At 48.8% G+C, this 15,984-nt stretch carries 16 protein-coding genes; 10 read left to right on the forward strand and 6 right to left on the reverse strand.

Annotation, left to right across the window (positions count from 1 at the left end; all coding sequences use genetic code 11):
- Positions 1 to 115: 115 nt before the first annotated feature.
- On the reverse strand, positions 116 to 1,465 hold the full coding sequence (locus AC27KL_RS23250; RefSeq protein WP_487171240.1) for an FAD-dependent oxidoreductase: 1,350 nt from the start codon (positions 1,463 to 1,465) through the stop codon (positions 116 to 118).
- Between the two features lie 346 nt (positions 1,466 to 1,811).
- On the opposite strand from AC27KL_RS23250, the gene AC27KL_RS23255 reads away from it, so the two are divergent.
- From AC27KL_RS23255 to AC27KL_RS23275, 5 genes are all read left to right on the forward strand, one after another.
- Positions 1,812 to 1,916, forward strand: coding sequence for a DUF6809 family protein (locus AC27KL_RS23255; protein WP_445164732.1), 105 nt, complete (start codon positions 1,812 to 1,814; stop codon positions 1,914 to 1,916).
- Positions 1,917 to 1,975: 59 nt separating this feature from the next.
- Positions 1,976 to 2,095: a DUF6809 family protein gene (locus AC27KL_RS23260; protein WP_445164787.1), complete on the forward strand. Its 120-nt coding sequence runs from the start codon at positions 1,976 to 1,978 to the stop codon at positions 2,093 to 2,095.
- Positions 2,096 to 2,454: 359 nt separating this feature from the next.
- A complete protein-coding gene (locus tag AC27KL_RS23265) occupies positions 2,455 to 3,828 on the forward strand; it encodes an SIR2 family protein (protein ID WP_339323461.1) in 1,374 nt (457 codons plus the stop codon).
- Positions 3,812 to 5,887: an ATP-binding protein gene (locus tag AC27KL_RS23270; protein WP_339325036.1), complete on the forward strand. Its 2,076-nt coding sequence runs from the start codon at positions 3,812 to 3,814 to the stop codon at positions 5,885 to 5,887. Before AC27KL_RS23265 ends, AC27KL_RS23270 begins: the two co-directional genes overlap by 17 nt.
- A gap of 80 nt (positions 5,888 to 5,967) precedes the next feature.
- Positions 5,968 to 6,237: a hypothetical protein gene (locus AC27KL_RS23275; protein WP_339323462.1), complete on the forward strand. Its 270-nt coding sequence runs from the start codon at positions 5,968 to 5,970 to the stop codon at positions 6,235 to 6,237.
- Between the two features lie 702 nt (positions 6,238 to 6,939).
- Here the strand turns inward: AC27KL_RS23275 and AC27KL_RS23280 are convergent.
- The 3 genes from AC27KL_RS23280 to AC27KL_RS23290 form a co-directional block, all read right to left on the reverse strand.
- On the reverse strand, positions 6,940 to 7,902 hold the full coding sequence (locus AC27KL_RS23280) for a hypothetical protein (RefSeq protein ID WP_487171241.1): 963 nt from the start codon (positions 7,900 to 7,902) through the stop codon (positions 6,940 to 6,942).
- A gap of 164 nt (positions 7,903 to 8,066) precedes the next feature.
- On the reverse strand, positions 8,067 to 8,732 hold the full coding sequence (locus tag AC27KL_RS23285) for a DUF1129 family protein (protein WP_487171242.1): 666 nt from the start codon (positions 8,730 to 8,732) through the stop codon (positions 8,067 to 8,069).
- Positions 8,733 to 8,804: 72 nt separating this feature from the next.
- Complete coding sequence (locus tag AC27KL_RS23290) at positions 8,805 to 8,927, reverse strand: hypothetical protein (RefSeq protein ID WP_339323465.1); 123 nt, start codon at positions 8,925 to 8,927, stop codon at positions 8,805 to 8,807.
- A gap of 235 nt (positions 8,928 to 9,162) precedes the next feature.
- Here AC27KL_RS23290 and AC27KL_RS23295 point away from each other — a divergent pair, with 235 nt between their 5' ends.
- Both AC27KL_RS23295 and AC27KL_RS23300 read left to right on the forward strand, forming a co-directional pair.
- Entirely contained in the window at positions 9,163 to 9,996 is an 834-nt protein-coding gene (locus AC27KL_RS23295; RefSeq protein ID WP_487171243.1) for an alpha/beta hydrolase family protein, read from the forward strand.
- 156 nt (positions 9,997 to 10,152) lie between these two features.
- Positions 10,153 to 10,932 (forward strand): DODA-type extradiol aromatic ring-opening family dioxygenase, encoded by a 780-nt coding sequence (locus tag AC27KL_RS23300; protein ID WP_339323466.1) that lies wholly within the window; start codon positions 10,153 to 10,155, stop codon positions 10,930 to 10,932.
- A gap of 93 nt (positions 10,933 to 11,025) precedes the next feature.
- Here the strand turns inward: AC27KL_RS23300 and AC27KL_RS23305 are convergent, their stop codons facing one another.
- Together AC27KL_RS23305 and AC27KL_RS23310 are read right to left on the reverse strand one after the other, a co-directional pair.
- On the reverse strand, positions 11,026 to 11,562 hold the full coding sequence (locus tag AC27KL_RS23305) for a DoxX family protein (protein WP_339323467.1): 537 nt from the start codon (positions 11,560 to 11,562) through the stop codon (positions 11,026 to 11,028).
- A gap of 298 nt (positions 11,563 to 11,860) precedes the next feature.
- On the reverse strand, positions 11,861 to 12,376 hold the full coding sequence (locus AC27KL_RS23310) for a DoxX family membrane protein (RefSeq protein WP_036714979.1): 516 nt from the start codon (positions 12,374 to 12,376) through the stop codon (positions 11,861 to 11,863).
- A 282-nt stretch (positions 12,377 to 12,658) separates the two neighbouring features.
- Between AC27KL_RS23310 and AC27KL_RS23315 the strand changes: the two genes are divergently transcribed.
- The 3 genes from AC27KL_RS23315 (at position 12,659) to AC27KL_RS23325 (ending at position 15,739) form a co-directional block, all read left to right on the forward strand.
- Positions 12,659 to 13,777 (forward strand): DUF3048 domain-containing protein, encoded by a 1,119-nt coding sequence (locus AC27KL_RS23315; protein ID WP_487171244.1) that lies wholly within the window; start codon positions 12,659 to 12,661, stop codon positions 13,775 to 13,777.
- Between the two features lie 342 nt (positions 13,778 to 14,119).
- Complete coding sequence (locus AC27KL_RS23320; protein ID WP_036714980.1) at positions 14,120 to 14,734, forward strand: DUF47 domain-containing protein; 615 nt, start codon at positions 14,120 to 14,122, stop codon at positions 14,732 to 14,734.
- 15 nt (positions 14,735 to 14,749) lie between these two features.
- Complete coding sequence (locus AC27KL_RS23325; protein WP_339323469.1) at positions 14,750 to 15,739, forward strand: inorganic phosphate transporter; 990 nt, start codon at positions 14,750 to 14,752, stop codon at positions 15,737 to 15,739.
- The last annotated feature ends 245 nt before the right edge of the window (positions 15,740 to 15,984 follow it).

Below are 15,984 nucleotides of genomic sequence, written 5' to 3' on the forward strand. Positions count from 1 at the left end.
GAAGTAGCTTTTTTGCAAAAAGCTTTTAGCTTCGTAAGAATCGATTTCGTCCCCTCCACTACCTTTGCTTTTTAAGAACTAAATATGACGATGAGCCCTCTCTTTAGTACAACTTTTAAACTTCCAGGTAAGCCCCTTGCTCTTTTAAAATGGTTTGCACCTTCTTGATGTCGACGTCCTGTACATTTTTACCCTCCAGCGCCGCAAGCGCTGCGGCAACGCCGCCGCCGTGGCCGATGGCGCCCGTCGTCGGCGTCGTTCTCATGGCGGCCTGCGCCTCGAAGGTGGCCGAGATGCAGCGGCCGATGACGATCAGATTTTTCACCGAACTCGTGATCATGCAGGAGTAAGGGATGCTGTAAATGCCGCCCCATTCCAGCTTCTGATGTTTCGTGCCCTCGCCGTCGGGGCTATGGATATCGATCGGGTACCCCGAATGGGCTATTGTGTCGTCGAACTTGCGCTGCTGCAAAATATCGTCCGCCGTCAGCGTGTACACGCCCTTGATTTGGCGCGAGCCGCGGACGCCGATGTTTGGACCCGTCGATTCGACGACGGCATGCTCGAAGCCCGGGATATATTTTCGTACGAACAGCTCCAGCTCCCGGCATTGCTTGCGGCCTTCCATTTCCGCTTGGCTCAGGCTGTGCGCGTCGGTTGCGTCATAACCGATGATGCGGGTTGTGTTGAGAATGACTTCGCCGGGGTTGTTCGTCTCGAAGAAGAGGATGTTTTCGCGCGGGATGGAGATTTCGCCGCGTTCCTTCGCTTTTTTGAAGAGGCTGTCGAAACCGCCGACCGACAGGCGCGGGGCCTTTTCAATGATGGAGGTGTCCCCGTTGTACAGCGGAAAGTCCTCCGGATGGCTATGAATGTATTCCTTCACCTTGGGAATGTCGACATTGTACATTTTCATTTTTAAGGTCATCGGCTGCGTTGCGCCGTCGGATTCGCGGCCTTTCGTGTATTCCGCGCCGGCCCCGGCGGAGAGGTCGCCGTCTCCCGTCGCGTCGATGAAAACGGAAGCGTGGATGTCGCTGAGCCCGGATTTGTTGCAAACCTTGATGCCGGTAATGCGCCCATTTTCCGTCTCGACGCCGGCCAGCATCGTGTGATACAAAATTTCGCCGCCCGCTTCCGTCACCATCAGCTCTAGTTCATGTTTCATCGCTTCGGCGTCAAACGGGGTAACGGAGTAGGTGAAACCCACCGTATCGAAAATATGCCCCGGGGATTTGCCCAACCGCTTCAGCCGCTCGATCAGCTCGTTCGTAAAACCCTGGATGGCCAGCTTGTCGCCGGCATGGAACGTCATCATCGGGCCGACGCCGTTCGCCGTCAGCGTACCGCCCAAAAACCCGTGCGATTCGACGATCAGCGTCTTGGCTCCCGTTTTGGACGCGGCGATGGCCGCCATGGATCCCGAGATGCCGCCGCCCATCACGACTACGTCATATTGCTGCATGTCTAACCCCTCTTTCATCAAGATGGTATTCTTTGGATTGCCTTTAGGCTAACAAAATTAATCCGTTTTGTAAACGCTTTTAGAAAATTATTTTCTAAATATGCGGAAATGTTGTAAATAGTTTGCGGGAGTTTTAGATGTTTACATTTCCCTCAAAATCGAGGGAGCGTACGCATGTAAAAGAGGAGAAATTCCCGAGGGGGCTACTTTTTTGTACTTAAAAAAGCAATATGCGGATATCGCATAGAATTCTATTTGGCGGTGGAGTCTAGGGTAAACTGAGCGGGGTGAGTGGAGTTATACAGTTTCCAATTCCCTATTTTTATAAATACCCGTGAGGGAGCAAATGAAGAATGTAGTAGAAGAATTATATTACGGTAACCTGAATCTTGAAGAGCAGATTGTTCCCGCAGATCCTGAATATCGTTCTATGAATAGAAAAATTACGTAATTGATAGAGAAGCCAAAGAGAGACTTTCGGAGAGTGATTTCGCAGCCATTGAGGAAATTCTGGATTTAAATGGGGAGTCTAACGGCATACTAGCAAGGGCTTCTTTTGTTCAAGGGTTTAGGGTGGGGGCTTTGGTGATGGTAGAGGTGTTTGATGGTGGGAAGGGTTTTAGAGGGTAAGTAATAAAAAGAATTGATTTAGGAGGATGTTACTACTCGCCGCGATGTGAGTCAAATATCCGTGAAAACTCACTCCTGCTGTTAATATCAGCAGGAGTTTATTTATTTTAGGAGGGGAGATATACATTGTTCGTCAAATTATTCCGTATTATGGGAATGTATACCTAGGTAAAATTTGACTATTTTGATAAAATAGTGTCGTGTAATCAATTACTTTTAATAAAATTACGATATCCGCAATATTAAATATCGGAAAGATTCGCCATAGAGACATGCCTAGAATTTACTGAAATTGTATATGTCAACAGTGAGCTGGTAGAAAAGTAGAACTGATTTCAGCTGATGGAGGAATTAGGATTATGGAGAATTTAAAAAATACAATAAATTGGGATCACGAACACATAATGAAGATTAATAGATCTATTTCTACATATGATGTTAAGGATGAGATTGTGGAGGAGGAGGTAAGGAAACAAATAGAACCATGGTTGTCAGCGATTTTTCAAAGTGAACATCTGTCTGTTTTGCTGGGCGCAGGGTTAACGACCGCAGTTACTTCTATAGCATCCCTACCCTCCCAAGGGATGTGGAGGATTGATTTTGATGGAGCATATAAAGAACGTATAAAGACTTACGCAGATATTAAGGCTACTAAAAGCGATAGAGGCAAAGCTAACTTGGAAGATGATTTGAGAACTGCCTTTGAATTATTAGCTGGTTTGCAAATCGCCGGCCATGAAGTGGATGCCCTGCAACTAAAGACAAGTATAGAGACAGCATTATCTGAATTTATTTCAGCAATCTTAAAAACTGAGGAACAATTTAAAAAAGCACTGGAAGCCGACTTTCAAAAATTTGATATAGAGATGATGTTTGATGTGGAGTACGGGAGTAAGGCAGAACAAAAAAAACTAGATTATCAAAAGAAGGCGGAAGAAGCGTTAAGCTATCTAAAGTCATTCCTTACAAGTTTCGCCAGTCGGACTGCCAGCAGAGATCGCCTTAACATCTTCACTACGAATTACGATCGATTTATTGAGTACGCATGTGATATGGCAGGTATATTATTGTTGGATCGCTTTATAGGGAAAATTTCTCCGATTATGCGTTCGACTAAACTTGAATTAGATTATCACTACAATCCACCAGGTATTAGAGGAGAACCTCGCTATGTTGAAGGCGTAGCACGATTAACAAAAATGCACGGTTCAATCGACTGGAAGTTTCAGGGAAAAAAGATTGTAAGAGAACCATTACAATTTGGAGCTTCAAGCTTTATGAATGAATCAACAGAAGCTGTAGTTATTTACCCTAACTCTTCTAAGGATATTGAAACTGATTTTTTTCCATATGCGGACATGTTTCGAGATTTTTCTGCAGCGCTTTGTCGCCCTAACTCTGCACTTGTTGTTTATGGCTACAGTTTTGGTGATTCCCATATAAATCGGATCATTGAGGACATGTTAACACTCCCTTCAACTCACTTAGTTATCATTGCATATGAAGATAGCGCGAAGCGGATAAAACGTTTCTATGAAAAGCATAACCCTGCGCAGATTACTTTATTAATTGGAAGCCATTTTAGTGATTTAAAGAACCTGGTTGATTGTTATCTGCCAAAAGCTGCAATAGACAAGATTTCTGTAAAAGCGCATGAATTGAAGGAACGTCGAGGAGATAAAGAACCTCAAAACAAAAGTGGAGAAGGTAGATTTGATGAATGGGATTCCTGATTTTGATTATCTTCGAGATCTCACAATTGGTACTGTCGAATTTGTCAGTCCATCAACAATTAGAGTGAAATTAGAATTCAATACACCAGTAAACACAGCTTTTAATGCTGGTTTTCCAGTATCTTTTCCTAAAATAAACGGATTTGTACTTGTTCCTAATGAAGTCGGGGCTATAGTCGGAATGATATCTTGGATTGGCGTTGAAAATTCGCTTTATCCCAAAAGAACAGGATTAAAAGATTTTGATTTAATCGACCTTCCATTTCCCCAAAGGAAAATGCAAGTTAATTTACTTGGAACTTTAAAAACAAAACGAGATGGAACTTTTGAATTCGAACGAGGTGTCTATCAATTTCCTTCTGTTGGGGATGCTGTTTCTATTCCTACAAATGAGGAAATGGAGGCTATTGTTGAAAATAGAGAAAGGAACGCGAATGTTATTATTGGCACAGCCCCAATAGCAGGCAATGTTCCCGTTAAGATAAACCCAGATACACTATTTGGTAGACATGTTGCTGTTTTAGGGAACACAGGGAGCGGAAAATCCTGCTCAGTGGCTGGATTGGTTCGTTGGTCAATTGAGACTGCTAAAATCAACAATAAAAAATCAGGGGCACTAAATGCGCGTTTTATTGTTTTTGATCCAAATGGAGAATACTCTAAAACTTTTGATACTTTAGGGGAACCAAAGAAATTTAGGGTAAATATAGGTGAGGATTTGATTCATGAAAGTACTCAACTTCAAGTACCAGCCTGGATGTGGAATAGCTATGAATGGAGTTCGATTGCACAAGCCAGTGGAAAAATGCAACGACCAATACTAAGGCGTGCATTGAGAGAATTACGAAATGGCGGTACTATTTCAAATGATATCTTCAAAGCAAGAATAGATTTGACGAGCTACCATTTAGCGCTTAAAACTCATGTTGCCAGAGGCTATGATATTTTGTCCGATAAGAATGAGCGTACAGCATTCGGGAAAAGGCTTGTTATGTTTAAGGGTGATTTTGAGCATATGATAACTCTATATGATCACCTTTCTGAGGTTGTTGCTGGACTAGGGAAAATTCTTCGAATGATTGAGGACATAATTAATAAGTATTCTAAGTCATTTGTTAGAGATGAGGAAACGATACAATATTTTGAGAGTATCTCGAGGGCTGACTTTGACAATTTAGTTGCAAATATGCAGGAAGTCCTAGATTCATGGGGAGGTGAGGTGGAATATGAAGGACCTAATGAGGATACGCCAGTTGAGTTTGATCTCAATCAATTAACCGCCCAAATTGCTCAAATATCTAAAGAACAAAACGCCATACAGTATGTAGACTATTTAATTATGCGTATTCAAACGATGATAGCTGACATTAAAATGTCTTCTATTATTAATAACAAGAGCGAAATGACTTTATCTGAATGGTTAGAGACATATATTGGGGATGGTCAAGGAAGCGGAGCCGTGGTCATTGACTTATCACTTGTCCCATCAGAAATAATACATCTAATCGTTGCTGTAATGTCACGGATTATTTTTGAGTCTTTACAAAGATATCGAAGGAAAAATGGAAAACCGTTGCCAACAGTCATGGTATTAGAAGAAGCTCATCATTTTCTCAGTCGGTATGTACAAAATTCGGAAGAATTATCGCCAGCATCTATGTGCACGCAGACTTTCGAGAGAATTGCCCGCGAAGGGAGAAAGTTTGGCCTTGGACTAATGATATCTTCTCAGAGACCATCTGAGTTATCTCCAACAGTATTGTCACAATGCAATACCTTCCTGCTGCACCGTATAGTAAACGATCGGGATCAAGAATTAGTCAAACGTTTGGTTCCTGATAATTTGGGAGAAATGCTAAGTGAACTGCCTGTACTTCCAACAGGAAAGGCTTTATTGATCGGGGCAGCATCTTCAATTCCGATTCTAGTTGAAATGAAACAATTAAAAGAGGAAGAACGGCCGCATTCCTCTGATCCTGATTTTTGGGATGTGTGGACAAGGAAAGTGGAACGAGAAGTCGACTGGAAAGCCATAGCCAGAGAATGGCAGGTTGAATAATAAAAAGTAAATTGCAAAATCTGTAAAGCGACGTTAGAACTTTGCTTTTAACTCAAAATTGACTTGAGGAGGGCAGAAGGATGGAGAGTAAAAGAAAACTTACTGATGAAGAATTAGGGGAAATTGAAGGACTTGTCAATAAGGCAATTATGGCGATTAATAAAGAAGCTGCTGCTCCATTTATTAGACGCTTAGAATTTATGAAAGAAACATTAAGCATAGAAGCTCCACAGAAAAATATTTTTGCTGAACTTATTGCGTATACAAAAGCAGCTTCGGGACAAGTGAAGGAAAAGGAGCACTGGATTAGCGTAGTCAACCAAAGTCTTTATAAGTTAAATTGCAAGTGATTTTTTAGGCGGAGCCAAGCTCAACGTAGGATGGAATTTCTTGTTCTGCAAGAAGGAGGTCTTATGCTAGAAAAATAACAATAAGTAATTTTTGGCCATTCAGAACAATTGAAATGAACTTCAAAAAGTTATGACAATGATTGCTGGTAAGTGAATCTTTGAAGACAGCAATTACAAGGTTCTATCGCAGGAGTTGTTTGTGGAAGCGATATAATAATGGAATAAATATATGACTCATAGATATAATCGAATTAAAAGGGACGTGAGTGAATTCATGTCCTATTTTAATATAGTTTAGAAGCCAGATGGATTTCTATCTGATGCGGATCAATGATCATCTCAAGTTGAATGATATCGGCTCCTACAGGATGGATGCCTTCTCAGCTCAATTGCAATTTGTTCTTGCCCTGTATGGTAAACAATGCTATTGTCTTCGCATTTTAGTAGCTCTTTTGTCCCCTCAGGCGGGCCCCCTCCCGTTCTTAAGGGACATTCCTCTCTAAAAATTAACCATGCTATGTGAAATGCGAGAGGCAGAAAAGGTAGTCAAACTTAGAACCCACCGCAAGGTTAGCACTGAAGGTCGTTCTTTAGTCCCATCCAAGTTTGTTCAGCCGGGTGTTTCGACACCCGGCTTCTTTGTATAATTTGAAAAATAAGTGAAGTGGAAAATTTGCACTATCGGCTGATCTTTTTCAGGATTTACCAATTCCCCGTCGCCGCTTTCCGATATTCCTCAACCTCCGGCGTCAACATATCGTGATTTTTCTCGAGTACTTCCAGGAATCCTTTGATCTTTTTCAGGTAAGCGCTCTTGGACGGGTCCCCTTTTTGAACGGCTGCCTGCAAGGCCGCTTTTCCCTCGGGATCGACCTTTTTGGTGTCATAGTCGAACATCGGCGTGTTGTTGAGGCCGTACATGGAAACGCCCAGGTACAGGTTATACAACGATTTGACTTGCGTCGCCCGGTTGGATGTCGGGTAGGACTTCAGGAATGCCTCATCCGACAAAGCGCGTTTGGTTGCTTCCGTCCAGCCGACCGACAAAGCGGCATCGCGCGCGAAAGGGGCTTTCGTTTCGGCCGTCATGATGTCGATATAGCTTTTGATGTCGTTGGTGACGTAGGGGCGTATTTTTTGCAGGCGCGGGTAATCGAGCACGAGATAGAACATGCCCTCGGCCGTATCGATGCGGTAACCGCTGTCGCGCGCCCCTGCGAACAAGGTCTTCAAGCTTTTATCGTTTGTTTTGCTGATCAGGGAAGTCAGGTCGTCGCCCTGCTTCATCAGCTTGATGAGCTTTTGCTGCACGTTGTCCCTGTAAAATTTGTCGTTCCAAGCGTCGAGGTTCGCCTTTTCGGCATTTTCGAGCTTCAGCACCATGATGGTGGCCTGCCAAGGCGTCACCTGATAGATGTTTTTTTCCATGTAAGCGACGGCCTCGGCTTGTTTGGAAGGAGATTTGAGCAATCTCATCATTTGGTTGAACACCGCATTGGCATGCGCCGTTTTGGCGGAAGCGGCAGCAGGTGCCGTTATCGGCCCGCCTGCAGGGGCGGTTTTTGACGCGGCTTCGGCTGCATGAACGGCGGGGGCGCCGGTTTGCAAACTGATGGCGGCGATTAAAGCAGCGGCCGCGGCTGCGGATTTGGTCCATTTTTTCATGTAAAAGCACCTCCAAGGTTTGGTTACTCCCATATTACCCGCGTCTTGTTTCATGATCGCGTCCGCTTGTTTCGGACTTGTAAACTTTTTAGCATAAACATAAAAAACATCTTTGACCGAACTTGCGACGCTGGTTCAATCCAAAGATGTTTTTGGGGAGTTGTTTATTTTGTTTTGCGCAAAAAGATAAACCGCAGCCCGAGAAAGCCGATAACGCACAGGATCAGGCTGACCCAAGGCGGTACCGTCCATGCCGGCAGCACGCCGCGCAGCGAAAATCCGGCGACCATCACGACGACCATGATGATCAAATAAATGCCGATCGCCTTCAGGTTGATTCCCGGCTTTTGCGGACCGGCATCCGCCGTTTTGCCCAGCGAATTCATGATGATTTCCGTCAGCGCGATTGAACCTGCGGCGACCAGGATGACGGCCAGCAGGCTGATGCGGTTAAGCTGATCCCCGCCATGCCCGGCAAGCTGCGCGCCGAAACCGATGACGGCCTCCGCCAGAAACAAAATCGTTAAGCCGGTCCACGCGATCATGAGATAGTAGGCGGGACCTTCGAGCTTTCGGACCTGCGGCAGCGTTTCGACCACCGATTGGGCAAAGGCCTCCGCATCGCCGCCAAACAGCGTGGATGCCGGAATTCCTTTTTGCTGGGCGTTCAGCACCTTCTGGGCCAGCTCCAACAGCCGCTGCTCGCCCCGATGACGGTCCGCCCGGCTGTCTCTTACATAAACGACGATATCTTCGTAAAAATCCCTGTTCGCCGGCGTCATTTGCTCCCGCAGACGGTTGTTTTCTTGTACCATTTCTCTAGTTGTCATGTCCGTTCCTCCGTATACATCAAGTATAGGAACTGGAATTGCCGGATTCAAGTCCGATCGAAGCAGGGGTCTTCATTCGAGATGAAAAAGCTGCTCGCGATGGACAAACACGTATATGACGGCCGCGATGACGCATACGACCAGCACCCAGGACAGCGGATGCTCGCGAATATGAGCTAGACATTGCTGCCACATAACGACACGTCCCTTTCTGCATTCGGTTTTGAACCTAGTTTCTGTCAAGCTGCCCGGTTCCATACCACGCCCGCTTCCATAAAAACGATCTATTTGACACAGCCGAACGAGCGGTGCTAATATGGACGTATCTAAAACATATTAAACTTATCGGAATTATAAGTTAAGGAATAGAAAGACCACATATTTTCGTTTTTCAGTCATAGGTCGATCGGAATTAAAGGGGAGTGAAGCGATGGAAAGACAAATCGGCATTCGTTACGGGCAGGAAGAGCTGACCGCAAGCTTGCATTATCCGGCGGCGCAGCCGGAAGGGAAAAACGGACCTAAAGGGGAGCGGGTTCCGCTCGTCGTCATATGCCACGGCTTCGTCGGCAGCCGGATCGGGGTGGACCGTTTGTTCGTGAAAACCGCGCGCGAGTTGGCAGGTGCCGGGTATATGGTGCTGCGCTTCGATTTTGCGGGATGCGGGGAAAGCACCGGCTCGTACGGCAAAGAGGGGCTCGAATCGATGATCGCCCAAACGCGGACGGTGCTCGATTACGCGCTGGAATGCGGGAACGTCGATCCGTCGCAGGTCACTTTGATCGGGCACAGCCTCGGCGGGGCGGTGGCGATCCTGACGGCGGTGCGCGACCGCAGGGTCAAAAATTTGGTGCTGTGGTCGGCGGTTGGTTACCCGCTGAGCGACATCGTCAAAATCACCGGCCGGGACGTATACGACCAAGCGGTAAAGGAAGGCAGCGCGGATTATCTCGGCTTCGGCCTGACGCCGGCCTTTTTCGACTCGCTGGGCATGTTCCAGCCTTTCCAGGAAGCGGTCAAATTCAGCGGCAACGTGCTGGTCGTGCACGGAACGTCGGATGATACGATCCCGGTGGATTACGCGTTTTTGTACCAAAAAGTGTTTTGGATGCGGTCCGAGGGGCGCTGCGACAAGGAAATCATTTTTCAGGGCAACCATACGTATTCGTCGGGACCGCACTGCAACCAGCTGATTCACCGGACCAAAGAATGGCTGAAAGAGCAAATCTCCCAGCAGCAGGACTGGCAGCATTGGTCGATCTAAGCTTCGGAAAAAAGCGCTTGGGCGTACCCACGGGATGTTCGGAACGGCGCGGCGGCAGAAGGTGGAAAAGACACGGTGTACAGAAGTTGGAATTATCCTGATCTACGCGGTAAAATATAAGTAGCAACTTATACTGGCGTGTGGAGGTTGACATCGATGACAATACCATCTCTATTTGTAGCGCACGGTTCACCCATGCTCGCCCTGGAGGATAACGGCTACACGCGTTTTTTGGAAAATCTCGGACGGGAGCTGCCCGTGCCGGAAGCCATCGCCGTCTTTTCCGCGCATTGGGATGAAGCCGACCAGTCGGTAAGCGTGGACGAGACCAACGGGACGATGCATGACTTTTACGGTTTCCCGGACGCGATGTACGAGCTGCGTTATCCGGCTCCGGGTTCCCCGGCGCTTGCCGGACGGATCCGGGAGCTGTTCGAGGCAGGCAACCTGCCGCATCAGTCCGTTTCCGGCCGGGGGCTCGACCATGGCGCATGGGTCATTTTGCAGAAAATGTATCCGGATGCCGGCATTCCCGTTGTCGAGCTGTCAGTCGACTCCAAACGTTCTCCATCGGAACAGTACGCGATCGGCGCCATGCTGAAGGAGCTTCGCCAGGAAAACGTGCTGATCATCGGCAGCGGCGGCCTCGTGCACAATTTGCGGATGCTGGGGCAGACGGAGACGCCGGACGAGTGGGCGGTGGAGTTCGATGATTGGGTTGCGGAAAAGCTTGAAGGCTGGAAGCTTGGCGAGCTTTTCGAATACGACAAAAAAGCCCCCCATGTCCGCCAGGCGGTGCCGTCTTACGGCGTGGAGCACTTTATACCGCTGTTTTACGCGATGGGCGCGGCGGACGACGACCGCCAGGCCAAGCGGCTGTTCCAGGACTACCAGTACGGCAATTTGAGCCTGAACTGCTGGATGTTCGGTTCCTAATGACACGTGACAAATAAAATCAAGAGCCGGGCTGAAGATTCAGTCCGGCTCTTTTGGGTTCTCCCGCGGGGGAGGGATCGCTTGTTTACCGTTTTAGGCTGCGCCTTTCGTTTTCGTCATCCCGCCTTGGGGGAATGGCGTGTTGCCTTCGCCGTTCCGGCGGAAGAGGTTCCGCAGGTAAGGGATCACCCAGCGGTCCAGCCCGATGCGTCCGGCATTGGCGGCGGCCACGACGACGAACATTTCAAGCAGGAGCATTTGGGCGTTGGTGCTTACGGTACCCGAGAATAGGAAGGCGAAGTTCATCACCATGCCCATCAGGGCGGCGAAGGTGGTGAAGGTGCCCAGGATCAGGCCCAGTCCGACCAGCGTTTCCCCGACGGGGATCAGGAAGTTGAACAGCTTCACGCCGGGCAGTGCGCCATGTTCCAGGAAGGCGGCCCACCAGCCCTGCACGGCGGGATGATCGCCGCCCGCTTTGGCGATGGCGCCTTTGAGGAATCCTTCGGCATCGAATCCGCCGGTTAATTTTCCGATCCCTCCCATGAACCACGTATATCCCAGGTAAATCCGGACGACCGTCAGCAGCCACATCGCTGCTTTGTTGTTTCTCAGCCAGTTGTTGAACATATTGAACCACTCCTTATTGGGGTTTCGTATTTTTTGGAAGAAGCGTTTGGTCTGCTTGAGCCTTGATGTTTCGCTTCTTTGTTTTGTTGGAGGATGATCATCTCTTTCATGTCTTTATTATATGTGATTATTTTCACAATATATGTGATAAAAATCACAATATAAATAAAATTTAAAATTATTTTTTCGGGAATCCCTCTCTCGGCAGGCAGCCATGCGAAAACGGAGCCGAACGGAAATCCGGCCCGGCTCCGTACGAGAATTCATGCAGGTTTGATAGGCTTAGCTGTTGCAAACATTACATGCTTTTGTGCGGCGTTGAGGCGGAGGGCGTTGGCTTTTTGGAGAATAAAGTGCGCAGATAAGGCATGATCCAATAATCCAGCCCGATGCGTCCGGCATTGGCGGCAGCGGCCACGAGGAGCATCTCGAGCAGAATCATTTGAGGGTTGACGCTAATGCTGCCCGAGAAGAGGAAGGCAAAGTTCATGACCATGCCCATCAAGGCGGCCAGGGTCGCGAAGGTGCCCAGCAGAAGTCCCAAACCGACGAGCGTTTCGCCGAGCGGGATCAGGACGTTGAACAGCTTGACGCCAGGGAGCGCCCCGTGTTTCAGAAAAGCCGCCCACCAGTGCTGTACCGCAGGATGTTCGCCCGACGCTTTGGCGATGGCGCCTTTCAGGAACCCCCCGGCATCGAAACCTCCGGTCAACTTTTTGATCCCGCCCTTCAACCAGGTGTAGCCCAAATAAATCCGGACGACCGTCAGCAAACACATGGCGATTTGATTTTTTCTCAGCCAATTGTTGAACAATTTTCCCACTCCTTCATTTTTATATGGCAGGGTGCTTTCTTTGTCATTCCTTTACCGCTTTAATTTTTAGTATTTAATGGAATAACATCCTTAAATTATAAGTTACAGTCATTCACCGGCAAGTAGCGTAATCAACGATTTATAATACAATCGCCATATTTCCCCCAAGCAGCCGAAAGCGAAGGCCAAAAATTTCGGTTTTTCAAAGACAAAGCCTGCCGTTTGTGATTAAATGGTGAAAAAAGGAAGCACGGAGAGAGGAAAAGGAGGATCCATTCATCGATGAAGAAGCAGGGCCATGGGGAAACGCGCAGGTGGTACAAGCTGGGGAGCGGACTGCTCTGCCTGATGATGCTGGGGACGGCGCTTGGCGCATGCGGGCAGCCGAAGGCGGAAGCGCCCCAGGCGCCGGTTGTGGAAGAAGCGACGCCGCCGGAGGAGCCGGCACCAGCCGAGAACGAACCAGTCGTTCCGGAGGAACCGGAGAAGATCGCCTACACCGCGCCGCTGACGGGGCTGCCCGTGGACAAGCCCGCTTCGGCACGCCCGCTTGCGGTCATGATCAACAACGCGCCGGCCGCGCGTCCGCAGTCGGGGCTGTCCCAGGCCGATATCGTATACGAGGTGCTGGCCGAAGGCGGCATCACGCGGCTCATCGGCATTTTCCAAAGCCGGGGCACGAACGAAAAAATCGGCCCGGTCCGCAGCATCCGCCCGTATTTGATCGACATCGGGGAAAGCTACGGCGGCGTACTGGTGCATGCCGGGGGCAGCAACGACGCGTATGCCATTTTGCAGAAGCAGCATAAGGAAGACCTCGATGAAATCGGCAACGCAGGGGCATACTTTTGGAGAGACAAGTCGCGCAAAGCTCCGCATAACCTGTATTCGGACGCAGACACGCTCCGGAAGGGCGCAGACAAGCGCGGTTACAAAAAGGAAGCGGATATCCCGGCGTATGCGTTCCGGGCCGAGGAGGACCTTCCAGAGGGCGAGGACGCATCAGGAGCGAAGGTAACCTTCCTGCTGAAAAGCTACAAGGTCGAATACCGGTACGACGAAGCGAGCAAGCTGTACAAGCGATCCATCAACGGCAAACCGCATATCGACCTGAACACGGGAGAGCAGCTGGCCGCGGCCAACGTCATCATTCTCGGCGCCAGCCACAAGACCCTCGACGACGTGGGCCGTTTGGCCGTGGATACCGTCTCCGGCGGGGAAGCCGTGCTGCTGCAGCGGGGCAAAGTCCTCCAAGGGCGCTGGGCGCGCGCCAAGGGGGATGCGATCCGGTTCGTCAAGGACGGCAAGGAAGTGCCGCTGTACCCGGGAACGACGTATTTCAACATCGTGCCGAACGCACCAACCTTCGGGAGCCATGTCGAAATTTTTCGTTCAAAGTGAGCTCCGGTTTAAAGCATAAAGGGACGAATTTCGACGTCATTATGTAAATACTGGCAGGGGTAATATCCAGCGCTTGGATAATTTTACGGGAGATTGGGTATTTTGAAGGTAAGACAACCGGCAAACCCTTGCGATTACGCGAAAATTGAAAGCCGTTATCTTTACAAAATACGCCGTGGATTGATAAGATAACTAGGGTTGTCTTTTTTCCGTTTTCGCGCGTTCTTTATAAATTGGACGAAAGCCAAGGAGCATCGTTTCATTAAATCGGCAGGACCGGGATATGGAAGATTAAACTTTTGTTCAATTTATACAAGCAATTTTAAGTAAAGGGGTTATCGTATGAAATTGAAGAAAAAGGACATATTCTTCCAGACGTTGGAAAATATGGCCGATACGATTGTGCAGGCTGCCGATTATTTCGCACAGCATGTGGCCAATCTTCAAGATGTGGTTCTTTTTGCCAACGAAATGAAAAAGTTTGAGTCGCAGTGTGACGAATTTACACACACCATTATTACCGAGCTCAACAAAACGTTTATAACGCCAATCGAACGCGACGACATCATGGATCTGACAACCAGCATGGATGATGTAATGGACGGACTGGAGGCCTGCGCTTCCCGCTTCGATATGTATCATCTGCCAGACCCTGACGAGTATATCATTCAGTTTGCGGAAATTTTGCGGCAGTCGGCCTATGAGATTCAAAAGGCGGTTCATTTGCTGTCCCAGAAAAAGCTCCTTGCCATCCGCGAATATACGATTCGTCTGAACGATCTGGAAAACCAAGCGGACGAGCTGCTTCGCATTTCCATCAAAGCCCTGTTCGCCAAAGTATCCGATCCGATCGAGCTGATCAAACGCAAGGAAATTTACGAACGTCTCGAAACGACCACGGATACGTGCGAAGATGTGGCCAATATGTTGGAATCGATTATTATGAGCAACTCGTAAGGGGTTTACAAACACATGGAGACACCAATCATTGTATTAGGCATTGTCATCTTCCTGGCGCTGGCGTTTGATTTCATCAACGGTTTCCATGATACGGCGAATGCCATCGCAACCTCGGTATCGACCCGGGCGCTTAAGCCGCGTACGGCGATCATCCTGGCAGCCATCATGAACTTCGTCGGGGCCATCATGTTTACGGGCGTCGCGAAAAAAATCGGCGGAAGCGTCGCGGATCCATCCACGCTCGATAACGGGATTGAGGTCGTCATTGCCACGCTGCTGGCCGCGATCATCTGGAACCTCGCTACCTGGTGGCTGGGGATTCCGTCTTCTTCCTCCCACGCGCTGATCGGCGCATTGGCCGGAGCGGTATTCGTCGGAGCCGGCGCAAACCATGTCAAATGGAGCGGATTCGTCGAAATCGTGGAAGGATTGCTGCTTTCCCCGTTAATCGCGTTTGTGGTCGGGTATATCATCATGACGATCCTCAAATGGATTTTTGCGAAAAAAAGCCCGCATACCGTGAACAAAGGCTTCCGGATGATGCAGATCGTCACGGCAGCCGCCCAATCGTTTACGCACGGCACGAACGACGCGCAAAAGGCGATGGGGATCATTACGTTCGCGCTCGTGGCGTCCGGCCGTCTGGATCATCTCGAAGTTCCGCTGTGGGTCAAAATCGCTGCGGCCACCTCGATGGCGCTCGGCACCTCCATTGGCGGCTGGAAGATCATCAAGACGATGGGGACGAAAATCTTCAAAATCGAGCCGATCAACGGCTTTGCCGCAGACTTTACTTCGGCTTCGGTTATCTTCGGCGCAACGCTGCTGCATTTGCCGGTCAGTACGACCCATGCGGTAACCTCCGCGATTCTCGGGGTAGGCAGCGCCAAACGTTTTTCCGAAGTGAAATGGTCGCTGGCCGGACGGATCGTGATCACGTGGTTTATTACCATTCCGATCTCCGCCATACTGGCAGGCATTATTTATAAGATTTTATTCTAGACAAATCACATATGGATATGAAGTGGGGGCCAATCGATGAGGTTGGCTTTTTTGTATGCCCGGATCGGCTGGCGCCCGGCGTTTGGGTGAGGAGTTTTACGGCGCGTCGTTCCAAAGGCTGACGTTGGAGCTTGTCCCCGTGCCCCGGGAAACGGTCTTCCCTCCCGAATTTCGCGAACGGCTGTCTTTGCTGTACAATAAAAGAATAACGCAAGGGACGGATTTGGGCTTGTGCATCCCGCTCT

The organism is Paenibacillus sp. YAE3, from assembly GCF_057546105.1.

Bases quoted from the DNA above. Each gene is read 5' to 3' on its own strand.
- AC27KL_RS23250 (WP_487171240.1), bottom strand. From the start codon at position 1,465: ATGCAGCAATATGACGTAGTCGTGATGGGCGGCGGCATCTCGGGATCC.
- AC27KL_RS23255 (WP_445164732.1), top strand. From the start codon at position 1,812: ATGAAGAATGTAGTAGAAGAATTATATTACGGTAACCTGAATCTTGAA.
- AC27KL_RS23265 (WP_339323461.1), top strand. From the start codon at position 2,455: ATGGAGAATTTAAAAAATACAATAAATTGGGATCACGAACACATAATG.
- AC27KL_RS23270 (WP_339325036.1), top strand. From the start codon at position 3,812: ATGAATGGGATTCCTGATTTTGATTATCTTCGAGATCTCACAATTGGT.
- AC27KL_RS23275 (WP_339323462.1), top strand. From the start codon at position 5,968: ATGGAGAGTAAAAGAAAACTTACTGATGAAGAATTAGGGGAAATTGAA.
- AC27KL_RS23280 (WP_487171241.1), bottom strand. From the start codon at position 7,902: ATGAAAAAATGGACCAAATCCGCAGCCGCGGCCGCTGCTTTAATCGCC.
- AC27KL_RS23285 (WP_487171242.1), bottom strand. From the start codon at position 8,732: ATGACAACTAGAGAAATGGTACAAGAAAACAACCGTCTGCGGGAGCAA.
- AC27KL_RS23290 (WP_339323465.1), bottom strand. From the start codon at position 8,927: ATGTGGCAGCAATGTCTAGCTCATATTCGCGAGCATCCGCTGTCCTGG.
- AC27KL_RS23295 (WP_487171243.1), top strand. From the start codon at position 9,163: ATGGAAAGACAAATCGGCATTCGTTACGGGCAGGAAGAGCTGACCGCA.
- AC27KL_RS23300 (WP_339323466.1), top strand. From the start codon at position 10,153: ATGACAATACCATCTCTATTTGTAGCGCACGGTTCACCCATGCTCGCC.
- AC27KL_RS23305 (WP_339323467.1), bottom strand. From the start codon at position 11,562: ATGTTCAACAACTGGCTGAGAAACAACAAAGCAGCGATGTGGCTGCTG.
- AC27KL_RS23315 (WP_487171244.1), top strand. From the start codon at position 12,659: ATGAAGAAGCAGGGCCATGGGGAAACGCGCAGGTGGTACAAGCTGGGG.
- AC27KL_RS23320 (WP_036714980.1), top strand. From the start codon at position 14,120: ATGAAATTGAAGAAAAAGGACATATTCTTCCAGACGTTGGAAAATATG.
- AC27KL_RS23325 (WP_339323469.1), top strand. From the start codon at position 14,750: ATGGAGACACCAATCATTGTATTAGGCATTGTCATCTTCCTGGCGCTG.